Source organism: Acidovorax sp. GW821-FHT10A04, assembly GCF_059415825.1.
In genome coordinates this window covers 119,854-142,845 of sequence record NZ_JBWKNZ010000014.1, presented here as the reverse complement: position 1 = coordinate 142,845, position 22,992 = coordinate 119,854, and the positions used below count along the sequence as shown (strand labels likewise).

General features: G+C 67.6%; 22 protein-coding genes. 7 read left to right on the top strand and 15 right to left on the bottom strand.

The window, feature by feature from the left end; all coding sequences use genetic code 11:
* Window positions 1–2 precede the first annotated feature (2 nt).
* From AC07PF_RS25565 to AC07PF_RS25555, 3 genes are read right to left on the bottom strand one after another with little or no spacing between them, the layout of a single operon-like run.
* Complete coding sequence (locus AC07PF_RS25565) at window positions 3–908, bottom strand: VOC family protein (RefSeq protein ID WP_494613722.1); 906 nt, start codon at window positions 906–908, stop codon at window positions 3–5.
* Window positions 905–1,957, bottom strand: a complete 1,053-nt coding sequence (locus AC07PF_RS25560; RefSeq protein WP_494613721.1) for an amidohydrolase family protein — start codon at window positions 1,955–1,957, stop codon at window positions 905–907. The genes AC07PF_RS25565 and AC07PF_RS25560 overlap by 4 nt, the downstream gene beginning before the upstream one ends.
* A 4-nt stretch (window positions 1,958–1,961) precedes the next feature.
* Window positions 1,962–2,942 carry a Bug family tripartite tricarboxylate transporter substrate binding protein gene (locus tag AC07PF_RS25555; protein ID WP_007850854.1) on the bottom strand — a complete coding sequence of 327 codons (981 nt, stop codon included), beginning with the start codon at window positions 2,940–2,942 and terminating at the stop codon, window positions 1,962–1,964.
* A 91-nt stretch (window positions 2,943–3,033) separates the two neighbouring features.
* Here AC07PF_RS25555 and AC07PF_RS25550 point away from each other — a divergent pair, with 91 nt between their 5' ends.
* From AC07PF_RS25550 to AC07PF_RS25530, 5 genes are all read left to right on the top strand, one after another.
* Window positions 3,034–3,960 (top strand): LysR family transcriptional regulator, encoded by a 927-nt coding sequence (locus AC07PF_RS25550; RefSeq protein ID WP_007850853.1) that lies wholly within the window; start codon window positions 3,034–3,036, stop codon window positions 3,958–3,960.
* A gap of 131 nt (window positions 3,961–4,091) precedes the next feature.
* Window positions 4,092–4,622, top strand: a complete 531-nt coding sequence (locus tag AC07PF_RS25545; protein WP_494613720.1) for a putative pterin-binding protein — start codon at window positions 4,092–4,094, stop codon at window positions 4,620–4,622.
* A gap of 13 nt (window positions 4,623–4,635) precedes the next feature.
* Window positions 4,636–7,659, top strand: coding sequence for a hybrid sensor histidine kinase/response regulator (locus tag AC07PF_RS25540; protein ID WP_494613719.1), 3,024 nt, complete (start codon window positions 4,636–4,638; stop codon window positions 7,657–7,659).
* Window positions 7,656–8,849 (top strand): response regulator, encoded by a 1,194-nt coding sequence (locus AC07PF_RS25535; RefSeq protein ID WP_007859940.1) that lies wholly within the window; start codon window positions 7,656–7,658, stop codon window positions 8,847–8,849. The genes AC07PF_RS25540 and AC07PF_RS25535 overlap by 4 nt, the downstream gene beginning before the upstream one ends.
* A gap of 3 nt (window positions 8,850–8,852) precedes the next feature.
* Complete coding sequence (locus AC07PF_RS25530) at window positions 8,853–9,779, top strand: response regulator (RefSeq protein ID WP_494613718.1); 927 nt, start codon at window positions 8,853–8,855, stop codon at window positions 9,777–9,779.
* Between the two features lie 450 nt (window positions 9,780–10,229).
* On the opposite strand, the gene AC07PF_RS25525 is transcribed toward AC07PF_RS25530, so the two are convergent.
* Both AC07PF_RS25525 and bioB read right to left on the bottom strand, forming a co-directional pair.
* Window positions 10,230–10,496, bottom strand: coding sequence for a hypothetical protein (locus AC07PF_RS25525; RefSeq protein WP_494613717.1), 267 nt, complete (start codon window positions 10,494–10,496; stop codon window positions 10,230–10,232).
* Window positions 10,497–10,544: 48 nt separating this feature from the next.
* A complete protein-coding gene (gene bioB / locus AC07PF_RS25520) occupies window positions 10,545–11,555 on the bottom strand; it encodes a biotin synthase BioB (protein WP_494613716.1) in 1,011 nt (336 codons plus the stop codon).
* Between bioB and AC07PF_RS25515 the strand changes: the two genes are divergently transcribed.
* Entirely contained in the window at window positions 11,554–11,808 is a 255-nt protein-coding gene (locus AC07PF_RS25515; protein ID WP_494613715.1) for a hypothetical protein, read from the top strand. The two genes, bioB and AC07PF_RS25515, sit on opposite strands and share 2 nt — an antisense overlap.
* 390 nt (window positions 11,809–12,198) lie before the next feature.
* Window positions 12,199–12,627, top strand: a complete 429-nt coding sequence (locus tag AC07PF_RS25510) for a hypothetical protein (protein ID WP_199234335.1) — start codon at window positions 12,199–12,201, stop codon at window positions 12,625–12,627.
* A gap of 34 nt (window positions 12,628–12,661) precedes the next feature.
* Here AC07PF_RS25510 and AC07PF_RS25505 read toward each other — a convergent pair whose 3' ends face one another.
* From AC07PF_RS25505 to scpA, 10 genes are all read right to left on the bottom strand, one after another.
* Window positions 12,662–13,057 (bottom strand): phosphopantetheine adenylyltransferase, encoded by a 396-nt coding sequence (locus AC07PF_RS25505; protein WP_494613714.1) that lies wholly within the window; start codon window positions 13,055–13,057, stop codon window positions 12,662–12,664.
* A gap of 97 nt (window positions 13,058–13,154) precedes the next feature.
* Window positions 13,155–13,502 carry a hypothetical protein gene (locus tag AC07PF_RS25500; protein ID WP_494613713.1) on the bottom strand — a complete coding sequence of 116 codons (348 nt, stop codon included), beginning with the start codon at window positions 13,500–13,502 and terminating at the stop codon, window positions 13,155–13,157.
* A gap of 14 nt (window positions 13,503–13,516) precedes the next feature.
* Window positions 13,517–13,990: a VOC family protein gene (locus tag AC07PF_RS25495; protein WP_184856053.1), complete on the bottom strand. Its 474-nt coding sequence runs from the start codon at window positions 13,988–13,990 to the stop codon at window positions 13,517–13,519.
* A gap of 27 nt (window positions 13,991–14,017) precedes the next feature.
* A complete protein-coding gene (locus tag AC07PF_RS25490) occupies window positions 14,018–14,839 on the bottom strand; it encodes a YdcF family protein (protein ID WP_494613712.1) in 822 nt (273 codons plus the stop codon).
* 25 nt (window positions 14,840–14,864) lie between these two features.
* Window positions 14,865–16,913 (bottom strand): acetyl-CoA carboxylase biotin carboxylase subunit, encoded by a 2,049-nt coding sequence (locus tag AC07PF_RS25485; RefSeq protein ID WP_007855228.1) that lies wholly within the window; start codon window positions 16,911–16,913, stop codon window positions 14,865–14,867.
* 28 nt (window positions 16,914–16,941) lie between these two features.
* Window positions 16,942–17,628, bottom strand: coding sequence for a YwqG family protein (locus AC07PF_RS25480; protein ID WP_494613711.1), 687 nt, complete (start codon window positions 17,626–17,628; stop codon window positions 16,942–16,944).
* A 7-nt stretch (window positions 17,629–17,635) separates the two neighbouring features.
* Window positions 17,636–19,168: an acyl-CoA carboxylase subunit beta gene (locus tag AC07PF_RS25475; RefSeq protein WP_494613710.1), complete on the bottom strand. Its 1,533-nt coding sequence runs from the start codon at window positions 19,166–19,168 to the stop codon at window positions 17,636–17,638.
* A gap of 35 nt (window positions 19,169–19,203) precedes the next feature.
* Window positions 19,204–20,250 carry a methylmalonyl Co-A mutase-associated GTPase MeaB gene (gene meaB, locus AC07PF_RS25470; protein WP_494613709.1) on the bottom strand — a complete coding sequence of 349 codons (1,047 nt, stop codon included), beginning with the start codon at window positions 20,248–20,250 and terminating at the stop codon, window positions 19,204–19,206.
* Complete coding sequence (locus AC07PF_RS25465) at window positions 20,247–20,738, bottom strand: GNAT family N-acetyltransferase (RefSeq protein WP_494613708.1); 492 nt, start codon at window positions 20,736–20,738, stop codon at window positions 20,247–20,249. Before AC07PF_RS25465 ends, meaB begins: the two co-directional genes overlap by 4 nt.
* A complete protein-coding gene (gene scpA, locus AC07PF_RS25460) occupies window positions 20,735–22,906 on the bottom strand; it encodes a methylmalonyl-CoA mutase (RefSeq protein ID WP_494613707.1) in 2,172 nt (723 codons plus the stop codon). Before scpA ends, AC07PF_RS25465 begins: the two co-directional genes overlap by 4 nt.
* Window positions 22,907–22,992: the final 86 nt, after the last annotated feature.

Below are 22,992 nucleotides of genomic sequence, written 5' to 3'. Positions count from 1 at the left end.
CCTCAGAGGGTGGGAACAAAGAAAACGGTGCGCTGGGCCTCTTTGAGGCGCGCGCTGGGTGGCTGGGAAATGCCCCACTGGTCCACGCGGCCAGGGGGCCAGGTCCAGTCGGCGGGGGTGCCGGGGCGGTAGCTGTCATCGATCTGCTCGACTTCGGCCGTGTATTCGATGACCAGGCCGAAGGGATCGATGAAGTAGTTGAATGCGTTGTCCCCCGGGCCATGGCGCCCGGGGCCCCATTCGGTGCCATGCCCCGCATCCTTCATGCGCCCCGCGCCCCGCATTACGGCATCCAGCGTCGGCATGACGAAGGCGATGTGGTTGAGCGCGTCGTTGTCGGAGTCGCCCAGCGCCAGGGTGTGGTGGTCCGCATCGCAGTTCATGAAGGCCATGATCCGGGTGCGGTCGGCGAGCACGAAGCCCAGCGCCTGCTCCAGGAAGGCCTGCGTGGCGGCCACGTCGTGGCTGTTCAGGACCGCATGCGCCAGGCGCTGGGGCTGGTCTGGGGGGGCCGGCTCGGTGGGTGCGTTCTGCATGTCGCCATGCACCACCTCGAAGCGGCGGCCGTCGGCATCCCGCACCACGATGCGGGTTCCACCTGCAGGGTCTGTGGCGGGTCCCACGTCCTGCTCCACCCGCCCGCCCGCAGCAAGTGCCGCCTGCGCAATGGCGGCAAGTGCCTGGGCGGTGCGCGCGCGCAGGGTGACATGGCGCAGCTGCGGTGTTCCGGGGCGCTCGTGCAGTGCCAGCAGGTGGTGGTCTGCGCCGCTGCCGCGCAGGTAGAGGGCGCCGTCGCCGCGCGCCGCGACCTGGAGCTGCCATACCTGGGTGTAGAAGCGCTCGGCCGCCGCGAGATCGGGCACGGTCAGGGACACGCTGCGCAGCGATTGGATCCAGGGGGATTTCATGGGAGTTCCTTGGAAGAAGTGGGTGGTCGGCCCAGGAAGCGCCGGGCATTTTCGAAGGCCAGCGCATCGCAGGTTGCGGCCGACAGCCCGGCCTCCTGCAGCCGCGCCAGCGGCCGGCGCTCGTGGAAGTTGAAGGGGTAGTCCGTGCCGAGCATCAGCGCCTGCTCGCCAAAGCAATCGATCAGGTAGCGCAGGGCGGGCGCATCGAACACCAGCGTGTCGAAGTACAGCCGCCGGGCCTGCTCCTGCGGCGATTGCGCCATGCCCTGCGCCAGGGCCGGAAACACCTGCCAACCTTGCTGCAGGCGCGGCAGCAGCATCGGCAAGGTGCCGCCGCCATGGCTGAAGGCCATGCGCAGCGCGGGCAGCCGCTGCAGCAGCCCGCCGGTGATTACCGATGCGGCCGCCAGACCGACGTCGGTCGGGTAGGCCAGCACCTGCTGCAGCGCGGCCGGGCCCACCAGCCGCTCCATGCCCGCGGGCTTGAGGGCGTGCACAAACACGGGAACATCAAGCTCCACGCACGCCGCAAAGAAGGGCTCGAAGCGCGGGTCGCCGATGGCCGTGCCATTGACATTGCTGCCCACCTCCACGCCGACCAGTCCCAGCGAGCGCACGGCATACGCCAGTTCGGCAATCGCCGCACCGATGTCCTGCAGCGGCACCGCCGCCAGGCCCAGCATCCGGCCCGCGCTTTCGGCACACAGCGCCGCCGTGGTTTCATTGAGGAAGCGGATCAGGGGCTGCGCATCGGCGAGTTCCAGCCAGTAGCTCAGGAGCTCGGGCATGGGCGACACCACCTGCGTGGCGATGCCCATGTCCGGCAGGTCGGCCAGGCGCCGGGGCGCCGACCAGCACTTCTCGCTCACCGTGCGGTAGTGCTTGCCCTGCACCAGCACATGCCGATGGCACAGGCCCTGGGCGTCGGGTGCGTGCGCGGTGGTGGGCCACGGCGCGGGCAGCGTCTTGCCCAGGTAGGCGGGAAAGGCCTCGGGCACGACATGCGCGTGCACGTCGATCCCGCAGGCGCAGGGGTTCAGCCAGGCCACGCATTCACTCCGGCAGGATGCCGAGGTTCTTGACCAGCGTGGACCATCGCTCGCGCTCGGACCGCATGAAGGACTCGGCCTCCGGCACGGACATGCCGGGCTCCACGATAGAGCCGAGCGCCTGCATGCGCTGCGCGACCTCGGGCGCCCGCAGCACCGTCTCCAGGTCGCGGTTGACCCGGGCCACCAGTTCGGGGGGCGTCCCCGTGGGCGCAAAAAGGCCGTTCCAGCCGGTGTATTCGAACCCCGGAAAGCTCTCGGCCAGGGCCGGCACCTGGGGCAGGTCCGGCAGGCGCCGGGGCGTGCTCACCGCCAGCGGCCTGACCTGCCCGGCCTTCACATAGCTGCTCAAGGCCGCATCGGGAAGGCACACCAGCTGCACCCTCCCTGCCAGCACGTCCTGCATGGCGTCGGACGATTTCGTGTACGGAATGTGGTTGAACTTCACGCCCGCCAGGTGGGCCACCGCGTCGGCCAGCATGCCCGAGAAGGTGCGCCCGCCCTCGGTGGCGATGGTCAGCACGCCGGGCTGTGCTCTGGCGTCGGCCAGCACCTCGGCCAGGCCCTTGCCCGGGAGGGCAGTACCGGCCGCCAGCACGAAGGGGCTGCGGCCGATCAGGCGCACAGGAACGAAGTCCTTGGCCGGGTCATAGGGCAGTGACCTGAAGGTCAGCGGGTTGGTCACCATCGCCGCGGTGGTGGCGTAGTAGAAGGTGTAGCCGTCCGGTGCCGAGCGCGCCGCCGCCTGCGCCCCGATGACGTTCTGCCCGCCGGGGCGGTTGTCCACCACCACCGGCCGCCCCCAGACCCTTGCAAGCTGCTCGCCCACGTACCGGGCCAGGATGTCCGGGCCCGCTCCGGCGGCTTGCGACAGGATCCAGCGCACCGGGCGCTGGGGCCAGGCGGATGCCTGCGCGCGCAGGCCCGGGGTGGGGGTACTGGTGGCCAGGGCGGCAACCGCCCCTAGAACATCGCGCCGCAGCATGCTTGTCTCCTGGTCTTGTGGGTATGGGCTGATCCTAGGCAGAGTGGAAAAATTTGAACAGCCGATACAGTGGATACATAAAATCCATGCCATGGATATTCGTTCTATCGACCTGAACCTGCTCGTGGTCTTCGACACCATGGCCCGGACCCGCAGCGTGAGCCGCGCCGCCGAAGCCCTCGGACTGAGCCAGCCGGCCACCAGTGCCGCCCTGGCCCGGTTGCGGCAGATGTTCGACGACACCCTGTTCGTGCGCACCGGCGCCGGCATGGAGCCCACGCCGCGCGCCCAGGAGATCGCGCCCCTGGTGCGCCAGGTGGTGGAAACCATCAGCAGCGAGATCCTGCAGCGCGCCGGCTTCGACCCCTCCCGTGCGCAGCGGGGGTTCACCGTGCTCACGCCGGATATCGGGGAGGTCACCTTTCTGCCGGGGGTGCTCAGGCACCTGCGCCAGGAGGCGCCGCAGGTGCGCCTGTACGCCATGGCCAAACCCAAGGCGGCGGCGGCCCAGGCGCTGGAGTCGGGCGAGGCGGATCTGGCGATCGGCTTCTTCCCGGACCTGCAGAAGGCCGGCTTCTACCAGCAGCTGCTGTTCAAGACCTCATATGCCTGCATCACCTGCACGCACAACGCCGCGATCGGCGACCGCCCCACGCTGCGCCAGTTCCTGGGCGCCAAGCATGTGGTGGTCCGGCCCGACGGGCGCGAGCACCAGATTGACAGCTTCCTGTCGGACAAGGGGCACCAGCGCCAGGTGATGCTGGAACTGTCGCATTTCATGAGCCTGCTGGCCCTGCTGCCCGGCTCGGACCTGGTGGCCACGGTGCCACAGGACATCGCCGATGCTGTGGCCCGGCATGTGCAGATCCGCCGCATCGCCCTGCCCTTTCGCCCTCCGCAGATCCAGGTGCAGCAGTACTGGCATCGCCGCCAGCACGAAGCCCCGGCCAATCGCTGGCTGCGCCAGGTGTTCTACCGCGTGAATCGCCGCGACATGCCCGCCGACGCGGCCCCGTGACGGCCGCCCGCCGCCGCCACATGCGGGCCGCGCGGCGGTGGTCAAATCGCAAGTGCATGAATCCGCGCTGGCTGTTATAACTGTGCATACAGCAAGAAACGGCCCCAAAAGGCCGGCGAGGGGGAAACAGCATGACCGATGCGAAAGGGGCCACAGGCCCGTTGTCACGCCTGGCTGCAGGCGTTTTGGCGGCTGCCTGCGCCTTTCTTCCAGCCCAGGCGCAGCCGCTGGACAAGCCTGCGGGGCCCGTGGTGCTGACCATCCAGGGGGGCGTCAGCAAGACCAACCAGGGGGAGAAGGCCCAGTTCGACATGAAGATGCTCGAAAACCTGCCCCAGAAGACCTTCACCACCCAGACCCCCTGGTACCCCCAGCCCATCACCTTCACCGGGCCGCTGCTGCGCGACGTTCTGGCGGCCGCGGGCGCCAAGGGCAGCAAGATCACGGCGGTGGCGCTCAACGACTACAAGACCGAGATACCGTTCGACGACGCCACGCGCCACGAGGTGATCGTGGCCCGGCTCATGAACAACCGCGCCATGCCCATCCGCGAAAAAGGCCCCCTGTTCATCGTCTACCCCTTCGATACCAAGGCCGAACTGCGCACCGAGCTCTACTACAACCGCTCTGCCTGGCAGCTCAGCACATTGCAGATCAAGTAGCGCGGGGCTGCCCATGCTGCGCAGCAAGCACCTCCTGCCCCTGATCATCGCCAGCCTGGTGGTGGTCTACGTGTCCATCGCCACGGTCCAGTACCGCCAGTACCGCAGCGTCGAAGCCGTGATGCGCCGGGGCGACGTGAACGCCCTGTGGTCCTACCTGCAGCTCAATGTGGAGCACGAACGGCTGGACCACGCACTGCACCAGTACGAGTACGACCCCCAAAGCATCTCCACGGATGCGCTGCAACTGCGCTACGACCTGTTCCTGAGCCGTTTCAGCGCACTGGAGAGCGGCACCGCGCGCACGCTCATGCAGCACGAGCCGCTGTACGCCAAGGCACTGGCGGAGCTGCAGGAGTTCGTGGAGGCCGGTGACAGCTATTTCGGCCAGAGCGTCGACGCGCGCACCAGCCAGGCCAACATGCGGCTGCTGCGTGAGCGCCTGGTGGAACTGCGCCCGACGGTGCAGGAGCTGTCGCTCAACGCCTCGCGCATTTCCGCGCTGCTCGGCGACCAGCGCAACGCCGAGGTGCAGCACCAGACCCTGCTGACCACCGGCCTCACGGCCTTCCAGGCAGTGCTCACCTTTTTGCTGGCCGTGGCCATGGCCCGGCAGTTCCTCAAGCGCGAAAAAGCCAAGTCGGTGGCCCTGGCCGCACAGGCCGAGCTGGTGGAAGCCTTGAAGCGCAGCGAAGAGGTGCTCGAAGCCCGGGTGGTTCAGCGCACCGAGGAGCTGGAGCAGGTCAATGCCACCCTGCGCGAGCACGAGGACGAGCTCGAGGTGGCCCGCGCCCGCGCCGAAGATGCCTCGCAGATGAAGTCGGACTTCCTGGCCAACATGAGCCACGAGATCCGCACCCCCATGAACGCCGTGATCGGCATGAGCCACCTGGCGCTGACCACCGACCTGTCGCCACGCCAGCGCGACTATGTCGAGAAGATCCAGCGCTCGGGCCAGCACCTCTTGGGCTTGATCAACGATATCCTCGATTTCTCCAAGATCGAGGCCGGCAAGCTGGAGGTGGAGACCGTCGATTTCGACCTGCGTGGCGTGCTCGACAACGTGGCCAACCTGATCGGCGACAAGTGCTCGGCCAAGGGCCTGGAGCTGATGTTCGACGTGGACCCGGCCCTGCCCGACGACCTGCGCGGCGACCCGCTGCGCCTGGGGCAGATCCTCGTGAACTATGGCAACAACGCCGTGAAATTCACCGACACCGGAGAGATCGTGGTGCGGGTGACCACGCTGCAGCGCGATGCCGACGGCCTGCTGCTGCGCTTCGAAGTCCAGGACACGGGCATCGGCCTCACGCCCGAGCAGCAGTCGCGGCTGTTCCGCTCCTTCGAGCAGGCGGACACCTCCACCACGCGCAAGTACGGCGGCACCGGGCTGGGCCTGGCCATCTCCAAGAAGCTGGCGGGCCTGATGGGCGGTGAGGTCGGCGTGGACAGCACACCCGGGTTGGGCAGCCGCTTCTGGTTCACGGCCCGCGTGGGCCTGGGCACGCCCTCGGCGCGCCCTTTGCTGCCCGAGCCCGACCTGCGCGGGCGCCGGGTGCTGGTGGTGGACGACAGCGAGCAGGCACGCCAGATCCTGGCGGGCCTGCTGGCCAGCATGAGCTTTGCGGTGACCACGGCCGCCTCGGGCAGCGAGGCGATTGCCGCGGCACGCGATGCGGACGCGGCGGGCGCGCCCTGCGAGATTGCGTTCCTGGACTGGAAGATGCCGGACATGGACGGCGTGCAGACCGCGGCCCAGCTGGCCCTGCTGCCCCACCCCCCGGTGCCGGTGATCGTCACCGCGCATGGCCGGGAGGATGTGTTCCGTGCACTGGAGCAGGCCGGCATCCGCCTGATGCTGACAAAGCCGGTCAGCCCGTCCCAGCTGTTCGACACCGCCATCCGGGCGCTGGGCGGCGTGCAGGACACCGGCCTGGCAGACCGCGCCGCAGCGCGCCGAACCAGCGCGCCCGACCTGGCCCCCATCCATGGCGCCCGGGTGCTGCTGGTGGACGACAACGACCTGAACCAGCAGGTGGGCGCCGACCTGCTGGGCGATGCCGGGCTGGTGGTGGAGGTGGCCGAGAACGGCCAGGTGGCGCTCGACATGCTGCACCAGCGTGCGCCCTACGACATCGTGCTCATGGACATGCAGATGCCGGTGATGGATGGCCTCACCGCCACGCGCCGCCTGCGCGAGAACCCGGCCTGGGCCGGCCTGCCCGTGCTGGCCATGACGGCCAATGCCATGAGCAGCGACCGCGACAGCTGCCTGGCGGCCGGCATGAACGGCCATGTGGCCAAGCCCATCGACCCCGATGAGCTGTTTTCCCAACTGCTGCAGTGGGTGCCGGCGCGCTCCGAGGGCCAGGGAGCGCAGGCTGCTGCCGCACCTGCCCAGGCGGCGGGCACGCTCCCTGAGCCGCTCACGCGCATCGACGGGCTGGACACGGCCGCCGGCCTGCGCCGCGTGCTGGGCAAGCCGGCGGCCTACGAGAGCCTGCTGCGCAAGTTCGTGGCCGGCCAGGCGTCGGCGGTGCAAAACACGCAGGCCTTCCTGGCCGCGGGGCAGCGCGAGGATGCCCTGCGCAGCATGCACACCTTGAAGGGCACGGCGGGCACCATTGGCGCGGCACCTCTGGCCCAGTTGGCAGAAGCGGTGGAAAAGGCCCTGGCGGACGGGGCAGACACGGCCGCGCTGGCCGCCCTGCTCTCCCCCCTGGACACCGGCTGCCAGGCGCTGGTGGCGGCATTGCAAGGTGCGCTGCCCGCCGAAGAGGCCGCTGTGGCCCAGGTGCTGGTGGACGAAGCCGAGGCCCGGCAACTGCTGGCGCGCCTGGATGCCCTGCTGGCGGACGACGATTCGGACGCCGTGGAGCTATTCAAGGAGTCCGCGCCCGCCCTCAAGGCCTTGCTGGGCCCCGTCTACGGCGAAATGAAACGGGCATTGGACAGCTACATCTTCACCGACGCACTGGCGCTGCTGCGTGCTGCGCCCCTGACCGACCCCGCGATACAAGGAGGACCCACGTCATGACGAGCAACCCCATGGAGCCCAGCGGCAAATGCACCGTGCTGGTGGTGGACGACATGCCCGACAACCTGTCGGTGATGAGCGGGCTGCTGCGCCCCGACTACAAGGTCAAGCTGGCTAACAGCGGCGAGCGGGCCCTGCAGATCGTCGCCGGCGACGGCAAGCCCGACCTGATCCTGCTGGATATCATGATGCCGGAGATGGATGGCTACGAGGTGCTGCGCCGCCTGCAGTTCAACCCCGACACCGAGGACATCCCGGTCATCTTCCTCACGGCCATGAGCGCATCGGACGACGAGACGGTCGGCCTGGAGCTAGGGGCGGTGGACTACATCACCAAGCCCATCAATCCGGCCATCACGCTGGCGCGGGTGCGCAACCACCTGCTGCTCAAGCGCGCCCGCGACCTGCTGGCGCGCCAGAACCAGTACCTGGAGGAAGAAGTGGCCCGGCGCACGCGGGAAGTGGTGGAGCTGCAGGACGGCACCATCCGCGCCATGGCCTCGCTGGCGGAAACGCGCGACAACGAGACGGGCAACCACATCCGCCGCACCCAGCACTACGTGGAAGTGCTGGCGCGCAAGCTGCAGCACCATCCGCGCTTCAGCGAGGAGCTCACCGAGGCGGCGATCGAGATGATCTTCAAGTCGGCGCCGCTGCACGACATCGGCAAGGTGGGCATCCCGGACCGCATCCTGCTCAAACCGGGCAAGCTCACGCCCGAGGAGTTCGAGATCATGAAGACCCACACCACGCTGGGGCGCGACGCCATCGTGGCGGCGGAGCGCGAGGCGTCGCAGACCAACCCCTTCTTCCGCTACGCCAAGGAGATCGCCTACAGCCACCAGGAGAAGTGGGATGGTTCGGGCTACCCCGAAGGGCTGGTGGGCAACACCATTCCCCTGTCCGCGCGGCTGATGGCCGTGGCCGACGTGTACGACGCGCTGATCTCCGAGCGTGTCTACAAGGCCGCTTTCCCCCACGAGGTGGCGGTGGAAATCATCCGCGACGGCCGGGGCAGCCATTTCGACCCCGACATGGTGGACGCCTTCCTGGCACTGTCCGAGGAGTTCCGGGGCATCGCCCAGCGCTTTGCCGATGGCGAGCATGCGCTGAACGCCCAGGTGGACCGGATCGCCACAGACCTGCCCGCCGAGCACATCGAACTGACCGCGCAAGACACCAAGTCCTGAGACATGCACCCCTCCAAGACCACCGTGCTGCTGGCCGAAGGCGCCAGCGCCATGCGCCAGGCCCTGGCCAGCCAGCTGCAGACCTTCGGCTTCGGCCAGGTGCTGCAGGCCCGCGACGGCGCGCGCGCCCTGCAGCTGCTGCGCGCGGAACCCGTGCACGTGGTGATCTGCGACCTGGACATGCAGGGCCTGGACGGCCTCGCGGTGCTCGAGGCCATGCGCGCCGAGCCCAAGCTGGCGGGCCTGCCCTTCATCCTGATGTCGGGCGGGCTGGACCGCGACTCGGCCGCCCGGGCCATCCGCCTGGGCATCGGCGACCTGCTGGTCAAGCCCTTCACGGTGCGCCGCCTCATTGAGCGCATGCAGCGTGTACTGCAGCGCGACGCCCCAGCGCCCTTGCGCACGGGAGCCCCGGACGAGCACCCGCCCCTGGAACCCGTGCCCGAACCCGAGCGCGCCACCATCCTGGTGGTGGACGACACGCCCGACAACCTGCAGCTGCTGGCCGGCCTGTTCCGCGACCGCTTCAAGGTCAAGATCGCGCACAACGGCGAGAAGGCGCTGGCCATCTGCCAGTCCGACACGCCGCCGGACCTGATATTGCTCGACGTGATGATGCCCGGCATGGACGGCTTCGAGGTGGCGCGCCGCCTGCGCGAGCACCACGCCTCGGAATGCACGCCCATCATCTTCGTCACCGCGATGACCGACGACGCCTCACGCCACCAGGGCCTGAGCCTGGGCGCCATCGACTACGTCTTCAAGCCCATCGAGCCCGAGCTGCTGCGCCTGCGGGTCAGCAACCTGATGTACTACGTGGAGCACCGCAAGCAGCTGCAAAAGGATTTTGACCAGATGCACGAGAACAGCCGGTTGCAGGCGGAGGTGGAGCGCTTGCGGGCCGAGGTGAAGAATTTGCGCGGCGGCTGAGCTGCACAAGCTGCTTCACGCCACCTCGCCAGCGTACGCAGGCTCCAGAGGCTATGGGATTGGACATCCCTCAGCGCGTCGCATAAGTTCTGCACTTTTGTGGGGGTCTTTGGGCACGCAGGTCCCGAGCCGGTACATCCACCCCATCCTTCTTGCCGCACAGCTTTGCTGGGTCGCAGCCCACTCGTTCTCGATGGCTTTCCCCAGGCTGGCTACAGCTTCCTTGCATTCGGGGCCCTGGGCATCATGGGCGGGAGCCGACTCATTGATGAGCTTGTCCGCATAGTCCGCCTGGTACCTGGCAAGCTTTTCGGTGGGCACGGGCCCATCGGGAGGCAGTGCGACCAATTCCTTCAGGTAGCGCTCCCCTGCTTCACGCTTCGCAGCGAGTGCCCGGCAGTAATGTCCATGGGGGAGTTTTTCGTAGCCTCGGTCCCAGGTCCTGCTCTTTCAGGTTTCGTAGAGGAAGGCGGTGGCCAGCTGTTGACGGGCAAGCCAGTCACCTTGCTGGGCGCTTTTCAGGGGCGCTTCGATGTCTCCACTGGCGGGTGGCTCCTTGGGGTCTGGCAACTCCCGAATGAGCCAATCCTCATGCCGTGCCGGAGCCGCCGTGGCAGCGTGGCCACCCATGACAAAGCCAACCGCGATCAGCAACACCGACCACCGGGCAAGCAGCCAAAAATCCACGCTGATTCTGTTGAACGTGGTGACTTCCATTGATTCCGCTGGGGGGGGTGAATCCAGATCAGGCCATGCGCCGGCTCTTTACGCTTGACCCGTAGCCACCAACCCCAGCTTGCCCAGCAGTTGCACATCGGCCTCCACATCGGGGTTGCCTGTCACCAGCAGCTTGTCGCCGTAAAAGATCGAATTGGCCCCGGCCAGAAAGCACAGCGCCTGCACCGCCTCGCCCAGTTGCTGGCGCCCGGCCGAGAGGCGCACGCGGGCGCGGGGCATGGTGATGCGGGCCACGGCGATCATGCGCACGAAGTCGAGCGGGTCGATGGGATCGCTGTCGGCCAGCGGGGTGCCGGGCACGCGCACCAGGCTGTTGATGGGCACGGACTCGGGGTACGGGTCGAGGTTGGCCAACTGGGCAATCAGCCCGGCACGGTGCACGGGCGCCTCGCCCATGCCGACGATGCCGCCGCAGCAGACGCTGATGCCGGCGCTGCGCACATGCTGCAGGGTATCGAGCCGGTCCTGGTAGGCGCGGGTGCTGACCACATCGGTGTAGTACTCGGGGGCGGTGTCGAGGTTGTGGTTGTAGTAGTCCAGGCCCGCGTCCTTGAGCGCCATCGCCTGGTGCGATTCGAGCATGCCCAGGGTGGCACAGGTCTGCAGGCCCAGGCCCTTGACGGCGCCGATCAACTCGCTGACCTTCTCGATGTCGCGGTCCTTGGGGGCGCGCCATGCCGCGCCCATGCAAAAGCGGGTGGCGCCCGCGTCCTTGGCGGCCTGGGCGGCGCGCAGCACCTCGTCCACGGCCATGAGCTTCTCGGCCTTCACGCCCGTATCGAACTCGGCCGCCTGCGGGCAGTAGCCGCAGTTCTCGGGGCAGCCGCCGGTCTTCACCGAGAGCAGCGTGGCCAGTTCGATGTCGCCCTTGGGCCAGTGCTCGCGGTGCACGGTCTGGGCCTCGAACAGCAGGTCCATCAGGGGTTTGTCGAGCAGGGCCTGGATGGCCTGCACCGACCAGGCCCCCCGCACAGGGCGTGAAGCGACGGGGCGGTGCAGCTGGATGGCCTGGGGGGCCGCGGTCGTGGTGGATGGCATGGGTTCTTCTCTCCTTGCAATGCTGCCTGGTGCCCCCAAAGGTGGCGGCATCCACAGGCAACAGGTGACAAAAGACGCCACAGGCATGAACCAATCCCATGTGGCGCGCTGCGCTATGGCGATGATTCTGAAGGAGAAAAAGGCACAAGATCAAGCCATCGGGTCACAAAAAGTGCCACAAAAACCCATGCACCAACCGCACGCAAGATGGCGTGCAAAAAACCAGAAAAAGGCAGAAGTTATTGGCTTTTGACGGAATTTGTCCGCATAGAAAAATCCGCCGCAGCAAATTGCCACTTATGGAGGACATCTGCAGGCAATCCGGGGGCAGGCCTTCGTGCGGCTCCTCGACGTTGGCGCAAGATGCCATCCCGATGTGTAAGAACCTGTTCACGATCTCCCAGGGGTCGCGCAGCGGCTTTGGCGGGAGGTATGCAAGGCGCGGTGCGCAGCCAATAGCTCGGCTATTGGCAAGCGCCGCAACGCCGCAGACCGCCCGCCAAGGCCACTGCCCGAAGGGTTGGAGCGAAATCGGGCGATTGGATCCCGATTGCGCCCCAACGCGATCCCCTGCGAGATCGTGAACAGGTTCTAAGGCCTGGCCCGGATTGGATAGCATGGGGGCATGAAACAGCTCACTGCAATGTCCCTGGGCCTGGCCCTTGGCGCCGCCCTGGCAGGCCCTGCCCATGCGGGCATCTATTCGGACGATCTGGCCAAGTGCCTCGTGGCGTCCACCAGCGATGCCGACCGCTCACTGTTGGTGCGCTGGATCTTTTCCACGTCCGCCCTGCACCCGGATGTGGCGAGCATTTCGGCGGTCACGCCGGCGCAGCGCGAGGGCACGAACAAGTCGACCGGGCAGTTGATCGAACGCCTGCTGACCGACACCTGCCGCAAACCGACCCGTGAAGCCCTGAAGTACGAAGGCCCCGCCGCGATCCAGACCAGCTTTCAGGTGCTGGGCCAGGTGGCGATGCGCTCGCTGATGGAGAACCCGGCGGTCGCCCAGGGCTTCCAGGGCATGGGCCGGTACATCGACGAAAACAAGATCCGCGAACTGGCCAAGTAAGACCGCGGCCGGCGCAACGGAACGCAGGACAAGTTCAGGCGCCGGGCGCTGGGCCGGCACGCTCGGTCCATGCCAGGGCCAGCGCGCCGCCGGCCAGGCAGAGCAAGGCCACCAGGTCGGCCACCACCACCCGCTGCAGGTGGGCGTTGAACCCGCCCGTGGACCAGGCCAGCCAAAGGAAAGAGACCACGCTGAAGCCTCCCAGGACCAGTGCCAGCCACTGCAGGGCGGGCTTGAACGCGGCCAGCACGCACACGCCACCCACGATGCCGAACAGCACGGCGCGGTGGCGCATGAGGATCAGCGCACTGGGGTCGGACGGTGCGGCCCCATACAAACGGGCCAGGTGCTCCGGCCCGAGCACGCCCGACAAGGGGATCAGGTGGATGACGCCCACGGCCAGCAGGGCCAGGGTGGTGAGGATTGGCATGGGGCACAACTCCAGGAAAGAACGGAATGCCCCGGTTGTATCCCCCATGGACTTACGGATCCATGACCCGCCAGGTCATGGACGGCGCCCTGCACACTCAGCGCTCGAGCAGTTCCTCCAGCGCCTGGCGGATGGCGCCCGGCTTGTCCGCCGTGCCCTCGAAGGCGGAGCAACTCGGGGCGCGCTCCCGCTCGGGGCCGCGCGCACCCACCTGCGAGAACAGGCGCTCGCAGTCGCAGCGCAGCCGGGCCAGGGTCTGCCGGGTGCGGCGGTTCTTGACCTCGGCCACCCAGCAGCTGTCGGCGCAACCGCAGGAGCGGTATTCCAACACTTCACCGGAGCGGCCCCAGTCCAGCGGGTAGGCGCCGCCTGCGGCCCAGAGCGCGGGGCTGGCCAGCGCCAGCAGCAAGGCGGCTGCAGCCTGGGTTCGTCCCGCGAAGACCATTGCTCGCCGTGGGCTCAGCCCAGCGCCGCGATCACGTCGGCTGGCGCCTGCACCAGCTCGATGAGCACGCCCTCGCCCGCAATCGGGAACTCGTCGTTGCTCTTGGGATGCAGAAAGGTGATGTCGTAGCCGGCAGCCCCCTTGCGGATGCCGCCCGGCGCAAAGCGCACGCCCTTGGCGGTGAGCCATTCGACGGCACGGGGCAGGTCGTCGATCCACAGGCCGATGTGGTTGAGCGGCGTGGTGTGCACGGCGGGCTTCTTGTCGATGTCGAGCGGCTGCATGATGTCGACCTCGACCTTCCAGGCGCCCTGCCCCATGGCCAGGATGTCCTCGTCGACGTTCTCGCGCTCGCTCTGGAAAGTACCGGTCTGCGTGAGGCCGAGCATGTCCACCCACAGGGTCTTCATGCGCGCCTTGTCGGTACCGCCGATGGCGACCTGCTGGATGCCCAGGACTTTGAAGGGACGGGAGGCTGCGGTATTCATGGCAGATCTTTCAAAAAAATAGTGGTGTCAGACTTCACCGAGCACCCAACTGCTGGCGGTGGCGAAGTATTCGCGCAGCCAGGCGTTGTAGCGCAGGTAGAGCGGCGTGGGGGCGGCCGCCACCACGGATTGCGTGTAGCCGATCTTGCGCGCGATGCGCTGGGCGCGCACGGTGTGGAAATCGCTGGTGACCACGGCCACGGGGCTGGCCAGGCCCAGGCCCCTGGCCTGCAGCAGCGGCAGGCTGTAGCGCAGGTTCAACTCGGTGCTGGTGCTGCGCTCCTCCTGCAGGATGCGCCCGGCCGCCATGCCCTGCGCGCGCAGGTAGTCGCCCATGATGCGGCCCTCGCTCGCGGTTTCGCCAAAATCCACCCCGCCCGAGACCACCACCCAGGCGGCGGGATGGGCGGCAGCCAGCTCGCGCGCCTTGTCCAGCCGGGCCCGCAACGCGGGCGATGGCTGGCCGTTGGGCGTGCCGCTGCCCAGCACGATGATGGCCTTGAGGGGCACTTCGCCCGCTGCAGCGTTGAAGGCCTGCACCTGCCCGGCCAGCGCATTCCAGAACAGGCCGACGCTGGCCACCCAGGCCAGAAGCAGCAGCCAGCCTGCGCGCCACAGGCGCCGGCCCCAGGGCGAGCGCTTGCGCCAGGCTTGCAAGGCCTGCCAGCGCCAGGCCAGCAGGCACAAGCCCAGGCCGAGGGCACCCGGCACGGTCACGCCCATCGAGAACAGGCCCATGGACATCAGCACCAGGCCATCGGCCAGCAGCACCGCACCTGCCAGCAGGCAGGCCAGGCGCGCCAGCGGCCACCGTTTTCGTGGCGCGGTCGGCCACCCGTCCACCGTCACGAACACAGCTGCGTACGCCCCGCGATCATTGGAATTCCAGGATCACCTGGTCCACGGCCAGCGATTCGCCCTTGCCGGCGACGATCTTGCCGACCACGCCATCCTGCGCGGCAAAAAGGATGTTCTCCATCTTCATGGCCTCGATCACGGCCAGCTTCTCGCCGGCCTGCACCTTCTGGCCGGGTTGCACGGCCACGTCCACCAGCAGGCCGGGCATGGGCGAGAGCAAAAAGCGGCTCAGGTCCGGCGGTGCCTTGAAGGGCATGAGCTGGTGCAGGCGTGCGCCCAGCGGCGAGAGCACGATGGCGTCGATCTGCGTGCCGTTGTGGGCGATGCGCAGCGCCAGCGGGTTCTTGCCCGGGCCGCGCTCGACCTGGGCGGTGAAGCCCAGGCCATTGCACTGGCCCTGCACGCGCACCTGGCCCAGTGTGGCCGAGCTGCTGATGCGGTAGGTGCGGTCCTCCACCGTCACTGCGCTGGAGCCGGACTTGTCCTCGAAGTCCGTGACCGACACGGCGTGGTGGATGTTCTTGCCTTCGGCGCCCAGCGTGACCACCACGAACTGCTCGCCCACCTTGACCTCGTGGCCTGCCAGCTGGCCGCTGATGCCCGAGGCGCGCGCGCGGTAGCGGCGGTTCATGTAGGCGGCCAGCGCCACCAGGAACAGCGGGTCTTCGTGCGGCACGTCCTCGGCGGCAAAGCCCTGGCTGTAGTTCTCGGCGATGAAGCCGGTGTTGAAGTCACCCGAGACGAACTTCGGGTGCGCCAGCAGCGCCGCCTGGAAGGGGATGTTGCTGCTGATGCCGCGGATCACGAAGCCGTTGAGCGCCGCGCGCATCTTGTGGATGGCGTCTTCGCGGTCGGTGCCGTGCACGATGAGCTTGGCGATCATCGAGTCGTAGAACATCGGGATCTCGCCGCCCTCGTACACGCCAGTGTCCACGCGCACGCCCAGCTTCTTGGCCGTGTCGGACTGGAACATGCTCTCTTCCGGCGGCTGGAAACGCACCAGGCGCCCGGTGCTCGGCAGGAAGTTGCGGAACGGGTCTTCGGCGTTGATGCGGCACTCGATGGCCCAGCCGTCGCGCTTCACGTCGGCCTGGGTCAGCGGCAGGGCCTCGCCAGCGGCCACGCGGATCATCAGCTCCACCAGGTCCAGGCCGGTGATGCACTCGGTCACCGGGTGCTCCACCTGCAGGCGGGTGTTCATCTCCAGGAAGTAGAAGTCCTGGTCCTTGCCGACCACGAACTCCACCGTGCCGGCGCTCTGGTACTTCACGGCCTTGGCCAGTTGCACGGCCTGCTCACCCATGGCCTTGCGCGTGGCGTCGCTGATGAAGGGGGACGGCGCCTCTTCGATCACTTTCTGGTGGCGGCGCTGGATGGAGCATTCGCGCTCGTTCAGGTAGATCACGTTGCCGTGGCTGTCGCCCAGCACCTGGATCTCGATGTGGCGCGGCTGCTGCACGAACTTCTCGATGAAGATGCGGTCGTCGCCGAAGCTGTTGCGCGCTTCGTTCTGGCAGCTGGTGAAGCCCTCGAAGGCCTCCTTGTCGTTGAAGGCCACGCGCAGGCCCTTGCCACCGCCGCCGGCCGAGGCCTTGATCATCACCGGGTAGCCGATGCCCTTGGCGATCTCCACTGCCTGCTCGGGGCCACTGATGGCGTCGTTGTAACCCGGGATGGTATTGACCTGGGCCTCGTTGGCGAGCTTCTTGGAGGCGATCTTGTCGCCCATGGCCGCGATCGAATGCGCCTTGGGGCCGATGAAGGCGATGCCCTCGTCCTCGCAGCGCTGGGCAAAGGCCTCGTTCTCCGACAGGAAGCCGTAGCCCGGGTGAATGGCCTGGGCGCCGGTCTGCTTGGCCGCGGCAATGATGTTGTCGGCCAGCAGGTAGCTTTCGCGGCTCGGTGCCGCGCCGATGCGCACGGCCTCGTCGGCCAGCTTCACATGGCGCGCCTCCTTGTCGGCATCGGAGTACACGGCCACGGTGGCGATGCCCATCTTTTGGGCGGTGGCGATGACTCGGCACGCGATCTCACCGCGGTTGGCGATCAGGATTTTGGTGAACATGGTCTGTCTCTTCTAGGGTTTGACCGCATCAGCGGTTGATGATCAGGGAGTAGACCGGCTGCGTCTGCGACCGGTCCACAAAGACATAGGCGGTGCCGTCCGAGCAGAAGTTCGCCACCTCGGTGGTGCCGCCCTCCTCCAGTGCCACCCAGTTGTCGATCTGCAGTACCAGGCGGCCGGGCGGCACCTGCTGGGCGCCATTGGCGGTCCAGTACGGCACACCGCCGGCCTTGGTGCGCCACTCGCTGGCCCAGTCGTGCGGGTGGGCGATCTCGTCGGGCAGGTCGCTGTGCTTGCCGTAGTCGTAGAAGGCCTCTTCGAGTTCGGCAGGGGCGCCGTCGTCGGCGGCATGCCAGTGGGTGACGGCCAGCTCGGGCAGGACTTCGGGCGTGCCGTCCTCCACCACGGGGGCTGGCGTCAGCGCGTCGGCAAGCGCCTGGCGCGGCACGGTGAAAACCGCGTTGGCGCCGCCATCGACTTCCCAGAAGCTGCAGACGCTGTCCCATTCGCACTTGAAGGCGAACAGCACTTCGCCATCCGCCACGCCGGGCAACACCGCCGGGTCGGCCGGCAGCTGGGCCAGGTGGCTCATGGGGCGACCGCACTCCTCGCAGACCGGCCAGCGCTCGACGGGCAGGCCCCAGGGAAGGCCGCCGAGCTTGGGCACCAGGCCCTGCGCGGCGCCCTTGCGAAAACGGGGGTAGTGGCTCAGCACCGTGGCCTCACAGCGGAATGTTGCCGTGCTTGCGCCAGGGGTTCTCGAGCTTCTTGTCGCGCAGCATGACGAGGCTGCGGCAGATGCGCTTGCGCGTCTCGTGCGGCAGGATCACGTCGTCGATGAAGCCGCGCGCGCTGGCCACGAAGGGGTTGGCAAAGCGCTCCTTGTACTCGGCCTCGCGGGCGGCAAGCTTCACGGGGTCGTTCTTGTCCTCGCGGAAGATGATCTCCACCGCGCCCTTGGCACCCATCACGGCGATCTCGGCGTTGGGCCAGGCCAGGTTGACGTCGCCGCGCAGGTGCTTGGAGCTCATCACGTCGTAGGCGCCGCCGTAGGCCTTGCGCGTGATGACGGTGATTTTGGGCACCGTGCACTCGGCGTACGCGTAGAGCAGCTTGGCACCGTGCTTGATGATGCCGCCGTACTCCTGGCTGGTGCCGGGCATGAAGCCGGGCACGTCGACGAAGGTGACCACGGGGATGTTGAAGGCATCGCAAAAGCGCACGAAGCGCGCAGCCTTGATGGAGCTCTTGATATCCAGGCAGCCTGCCAGCACCAGCGGCTGGTTGGCGACGATGCCCACGGTCTGCCCCTCCATGCGCGCCAGGCCGATCACGATGTTCTTGGCGTAGTCGGGCTGCAGCTCGAAGAAGTCGCCGTCGTCCACCACCTTGATGATCAGCTCCTTCATGTCGTAGGGCTTGTTGGGGTTCTCGGGCACCAGGGTATCGAGGCTCCGGTCCATGCGGTCGGCCGGGTCGTTGCTCGGGCGCACGGGCGCCTTTTCGCGGTTGTTCAGGGGCAGGTAGTTGTACAGGCGGCGCAGCATCATCAGCGCCTCCACGTCGTTCTCGAAGGCCATGTCGGCCACGCCGCTGCGCGTGGTGTGGGTACCGGCGCCGCCCAGTTCCTCGGCGGTGACCTCCTCATGCGTCACGGTCTTGACCACCTCGGGGCCGGTCACGAACATGTAGCTCGAGTCCTTGACCATGAAGATGAAGTCGGTCATGGCCGGCGAGTACACCGCGCCGCCGGCGCAGGGGCCCATGATCATGCTGATCTGCGGGATCACGCCGCTGGCCAGCACGTTCTTCTGGAACACGTCGGCATAGCCGCCCAGCGAGGCCACGCCCTCCTGGATGCGCGCGCCGCCCGAGTCGTTGATGCCGATCACGGGTGCGCCGACCTTCATGGCCTGGTCCATCACCTTGCAGATCTTCTCGGCATGCGTCTCGCTCAGGGCGCCACCGAAGACAGTGAAGTCCTGGCTGAAGACGAAGACCAGGCGGCCGTTGATCATGCCGTAGCCGGTGACCACGCCGTCGCCGGGGATCTTGTTGGCTTCCATGCCGAAGTCGGTGCAGCGGTGCTCGACGAACATGTCCCACTCTTCGAAGGTGTTGTCGTCGAGCAGCAACTCGATGCGCTCGCGCGCCGTGAGCTTGCCCTTGGCGTGCTGCGCATCGATGCGCTTTTGCCCGCCGCCCAGTCGCGCCAGGGCGCGCTTCTTCTCCAGTTGCTCCAGGATGTCTTGCATGGTCGCTGCTCTTTCGGTGAAATGGCTGTGGTTGTCTAGGGTGTAGGGGTATGGGATGCCGCCAGCAGGTTGCGCGCGGCGGTGGATGCCGCGACGCGCCCCGCGGCCACGTCGGCCTGCAGCGTGGGCAGCAGGCCGCGCACGGCCGGGTGCTGGCGGAACGCCTGCTTGAGTCCGGCGTCGATGCGCTCCCACATCCAGGCCAGCGATTGTTTTTCGCGGCGCAGGGCCAGGCGGCCGTTGTCGGTCTGCTGGGTGCGGAACTGGGTGACGGCGTCCCAGAAGCCGTCCACGCCCTGGCCCAGCAGGGCGCTGATCTGCACCACGCGCGGCTGCCACAGGGCGCCGTGGGTGGCATGGTCGGGGTTGCCGTGCATGCCCAAAAGGCGCAGGCTCGAGGTGATCTGGGCCTGGGCGCGGGTGGCGGCATTCTTGTCGATGTCGGCCTTGTTGATGGCCACCAGATCGGCGATCTCCATCACGCCCTTCTTGATGGCCTGCAGGTCGTCGCCCGCATTGGGCAGCTGCAGCAGCACGAACATGTCGGTCATGCCGGCCACCGCGATCTCGCTCTGGCCCACGCCCACGGTCTCCACCATCACCACGTCGTAGCCGGCGGCCTCGCAGACCAGCATGGCCTCGCGCGTCTTTTCGGCCACGCCGCCCAGCGTGCCGCTCGAGGGGCTGGGGCGGATGTAGGCCTCCTCGCGCATGGACAGCTGCTCCATGCGTGTCTTGTCGCCCAGGATGGAGCCGCCCGACACCGTGCTCGACGGGTCGATGGTGAGCACCGCCACGCGGTGGCCCTTGCCGATGAGGAACAGGCCCAGGGCCTCGATGAAGGTGGACTTGCCCACGCCCGGCACGCCGCTGATGCCCAGGCGGAAGGCCTGGCCGGTGTGCGGCAGCAGGGCCGTGAGCAGCGCGTCGCCCTGGGCGCGGTGGTCGGCGCGGGTGGACTCGAGCAGGGTGATGGCCTTGGCCATGGCCCGGCGCTGCACGGGCTGGCTGCCATGCAGGATGCCGTCGAACCAGGTGTTGGCGGGCGCTTGCAGGTCGGGCAGAGGCAGGGGTGCGTTCATGCGGCAGCGCCCTCCCCGGCCCGCCACTCGTAGTGCACGTCCACGTCCTCCGCGCCGGTCTGCACGAAGCCGTGGCGCTGGTAGAACCGGTTGGCGTCGCTCCGCTGCAAGGCCGTCAGGCGCAGCACCGCGCCCTCGCGACGCGCCCGCTGCTGCACGCTGGCCAGCACGGCGGCGCCGATGCCGCTGCCCTGCCAGTCGGGGTGCAGGTACAGGTGCTGCAGGCGCAGCACGCCCGCGCCCTCGGGTTGCACGGTGACGAAGCCCATGCGCCGGCCGGCGGGCGACACCAGGTGCTGCATGTACCGGGGCGCAAAGGCGGCGCGCAGGCGCTCACGCGAGCGCTCGGGCGTGTAACGGCCCACGCGCTCCAGGCTTTCGCGCATGGCGGCGGTGCGTAACTCCAGCATGGATTCGAAATCCTCTTCGGCCACGGGCTGCAGGGTGAACAGGGGCGCAGTCAACGCAGCACCTCCCACGTCCATCATGCCGCGATGGCCTTGCGGATCTGTTCGAGCACGTCCTTGGCGCTGGCCGGGATGGGCGTGCCCGGGCCGTAGACGCCCTTGACGCCGGCTTCGTACAGGAAATCGTAGTCCTGCGCCGGGATCACGCCGCCGACGAAGACGATGATGTCGTCCGCACCCTGGTCCTTGAGCGACTGGATGATGGCCGGCACCAGGGTCTTGTGGCCGGCGGCCAGCGTGCTCACGCCCACGGCGTGCACGTCGTTCTCGATGGCCTGGCGCGCGCATTCCTCGGGGGTCTGGAACAGCGGGCCCATGTCCACGTCGAAGCCCAGGTCGGCAAAGGCCGTGGCCACCACCTTGGCGCCGCGGTCGTGGCCGTCCTGGCCGAGCTTGGCGATCATCACGCGCGGGCGGCGGCCCTCAGCGTCGGCAAACGCGCTGATTTCGCTCTTGAGTTTGTCCCAGCCCTCGGCCGAGTCATAGGCAGCAGCGTACACACCGGTCACCTTTTGCGTGTCGGCGCGGTGGCGCCCGTAGATTTTTTCGAGCGCATCCGACACCTCGCCCACCGTGGCGCGCAGGCGCACGGCCTTGATGGCCAGGTCCAGCAGGTTGCCCTCGCCGGATTCGGCGGCATGGGTGAGCGCGTCGAGCGCCTGCTGCACCTGGGCTGTGTCGCGCTTGGCGCGGATGTCCTTCAAGCGCGCGATCTGGCCGTCGCGCACCATCACGTTGTCGATCTGCAGGATGTCGACCGGGTCTTCCTTTTGGAGCTTGTACTTGTTGACGCCCACGATCACGTCCTTGCCGCTGTCGATGCGCGCCTGCTTCTCGGCGGCGGCGGCCTCGATCTTGAGCTTGGCCCAGCCGCTGTCCACGGCCTGCGTCATGCCGCCCATGGCCTCGACCTCTTCGATGATGGCCCAGGCGGCATCCATCATGTCCTGGGTGAGCTTTTCCATCATGTAGCTGCCGGCCCAGGGGTCGACCACGTTGGTGATGTGCGTCTCTTCCTGGATGATGAGCTGCGTGTTGCGTGCGATGCGCGAGGAGAACTCGGTGGGCAGGGCAATGGCTTCGTCGAGCGCATTGGTGTGCAGGCTCTGCGTGCCGCCGAACACCGCCGCCATGGCCTCGATGGTGGTGCGCACGATGTTGTTGTAGGGGTCCTGCTCGGTCAGGCTCCAGCCGCTTGTCTGGCAGTGGGTGCGCAGCATCAGGCTCTTGGGGTTCTTGGCGCCGGTCTCCTTCATGATGCGGCACCACAGCAGGCGCGCGGCGCGCATCTTGGCCACTTCGAGGTAGAAGTTCATGCCGATGGCCCAGAAGAAGGACAGCCGGCCGGCGAAATCGTCCACGTCCAGGCCCGAGGCCATCGCCGTCTTCACGTACTCCTTGCCGTCGGCCAGGGTAAAGGCCAGCTCCAGCGCCTGGTTGGCGCCCGCCTCCTGCATGTGGTAGCCGGAGATGGAGATGGAATTGAACTTCGGCATGTTGCGTGCCGTGTAGCCGATGATGTCGCCGATGATGCGCATGCTCGGCTTGGGCGGGTAGATGTAGGTGTTGCGCACCATGAACTCTTTCAGAATGTCGTTCTGAATGGTTCCGCTCAACTGGTCCTGGCCCACGCCCTGCTCTTCGGCCGCCACCACGTAGCCGGCCAGCACGGGCAGCACGGCGCCGTTCATGGTCATCGAGACCGAGACCTTGTCCAGCGGGATCTGGTCGAACAGGATCTTCATGTCCTCCACCGAGTCGATGGCCACGCCGGCCTTGCCCACGTCGCCGGTCACGCGCGGGTGGTCGCTGTCGTAGCCGCGGTGCGTGGCCAGATCGAACGCCACGCTCACGCCCTGCCCGCCTGCGGCCAGGGCCTTGCGGTAGAAAGCATTCGATTCTTCTGCGGTGGAAAAGCCCGCGTACTGGCGGATGGTCCAGGGCCGCACCGCGTACATGGTGGCCTGGGGGCCGCGCAGGTAGGGCTCGAAGCCCGGCAAGGTGTTGGCGTACTGCAGGTCGGCCGTATCGGCCGCCGTGTACAACGGCTTGACGGTGATGCCGTCGGGCGTGACCCAATTCAGCGCGTTGACGTCGCCACCCGGTGCCGACTTGGCGGCGGCTTTGGCCCAGGCCTCGAGGGAGGCGGCAGCGAATTCAGGGGGGCTGTGGGGGGGCGTGGCACTCATGGCGAAACGGTCTCCGAGGATGGCGGTGTCGTATTCAGGGGCAAATCCCGATGTGGCATTGAGTTTACATCATTCATAATTATTGA

What these genes read in the sequence shown, in the direction of transcription:
- AC07PF_RS25525 (WP_494613717.1), bottom strand. Translation starts at nt 10,496, where the DNA reads ATGGAAGTCACCACGTTCAACAGAATCAGCGTGGATTTTTGGCTGCTT.
- AC07PF_RS25565 (WP_494613722.1), bottom strand. Translation starts at nt 908, where the DNA reads ATGAAATCCCCCTGGATCCAATCGCTGCGCAGCGTGTCCCTGACCGTG.
- AC07PF_RS25535 (WP_007859940.1), top strand. Translation starts at nt 7,656, where the DNA reads ATGACGAGCAACCCCATGGAGCCCAGCGGCAAATGCACCGTGCTGGTG.
- bioB (WP_494613716.1), bottom strand. Translation starts at nt 11,555, where the DNA reads ATGCCATCCACCACGACCGCGGCCCCCCAGGCCATCCAGCTGCACCGC.
- AC07PF_RS25550 (WP_007850853.1), top strand. Translation starts at nt 3,034, where the DNA reads ATGGATATTCGTTCTATCGACCTGAACCTGCTCGTGGTCTTCGACACC.
- AC07PF_RS25505 (WP_494613714.1), bottom strand. Translation starts at nt 13,057, where the DNA reads ATGCCAATCCTCACCACCCTGGCCCTGCTGGCCGTGGGCGTCATCCAC.
- AC07PF_RS25485 (WP_007855228.1), bottom strand. Translation starts at nt 16,913, where the DNA reads ATGTTCACCAAAATCCTGATCGCCAACCGCGGTGAGATCGCGTGCCGA.
- meaB (WP_494613709.1), bottom strand. Translation starts at nt 20,250, where the DNA reads ATGAACGCACCCCTGCCTCTGCCCGACCTGCAAGCGCCCGCCAACACC.
- AC07PF_RS25540 (WP_494613719.1), top strand. Translation starts at nt 4,636, where the DNA reads ATGCTGCGCAGCAAGCACCTCCTGCCCCTGATCATCGCCAGCCTGGTG.
- AC07PF_RS25465 (WP_494613708.1), bottom strand. Translation starts at nt 20,738, where the DNA reads ATGATGGACGTGGGAGGTGCTGCGTTGACTGCGCCCCTGTTCACCCTG.
- AC07PF_RS25475 (WP_494613710.1), bottom strand. Translation starts at nt 19,168, where the DNA reads ATGCAAGACATCCTGGAGCAACTGGAGAAGAAGCGCGCCCTGGCGCGA.
- AC07PF_RS25510 (WP_199234335.1), top strand. Translation starts at nt 12,199, where the DNA reads ATGTCCCTGGGCCTGGCCCTTGGCGCCGCCCTGGCAGGCCCTGCCCAT.
- scpA (WP_494613707.1), bottom strand. Translation starts at nt 22,906, where the DNA reads ATGAGTGCCACGCCCCCCCACAGCCCCCCTGAATTCGCTGCCGCCTCC.
- AC07PF_RS25515 (WP_494613715.1), top strand. Translation starts at nt 11,554, where the DNA reads ATGGGTTCTTCTCTCCTTGCAATGCTGCCTGGTGCCCCCAAAGGTGGC.
- AC07PF_RS25545 (WP_494613720.1), top strand. Translation starts at nt 4,092, where the DNA reads ATGACCGATGCGAAAGGGGCCACAGGCCCGTTGTCACGCCTGGCTGCA.
- AC07PF_RS25495 (WP_184856053.1), bottom strand. Translation starts at nt 13,990, where the DNA reads ATGAATACCGCAGCCTCCCGTCCCTTCAAAGTCCTGGGCATCCAGCAG.
- AC07PF_RS25555 (WP_007850854.1), bottom strand. Translation starts at nt 2,942, where the DNA reads ATGCTGCGGCGCGATGTTCTAGGGGCGGTTGCCGCCCTGGCCACCAGT.
- AC07PF_RS25530 (WP_494613718.1), top strand. Translation starts at nt 8,853, where the DNA reads ATGCACCCCTCCAAGACCACCGTGCTGCTGGCCGAAGGCGCCAGCGCC.
- AC07PF_RS25500 (WP_494613713.1), bottom strand. Translation starts at nt 13,502, where the DNA reads ATGGTCTTCGCGGGACGAACCCAGGCTGCAGCCGCCTTGCTGCTGGCG.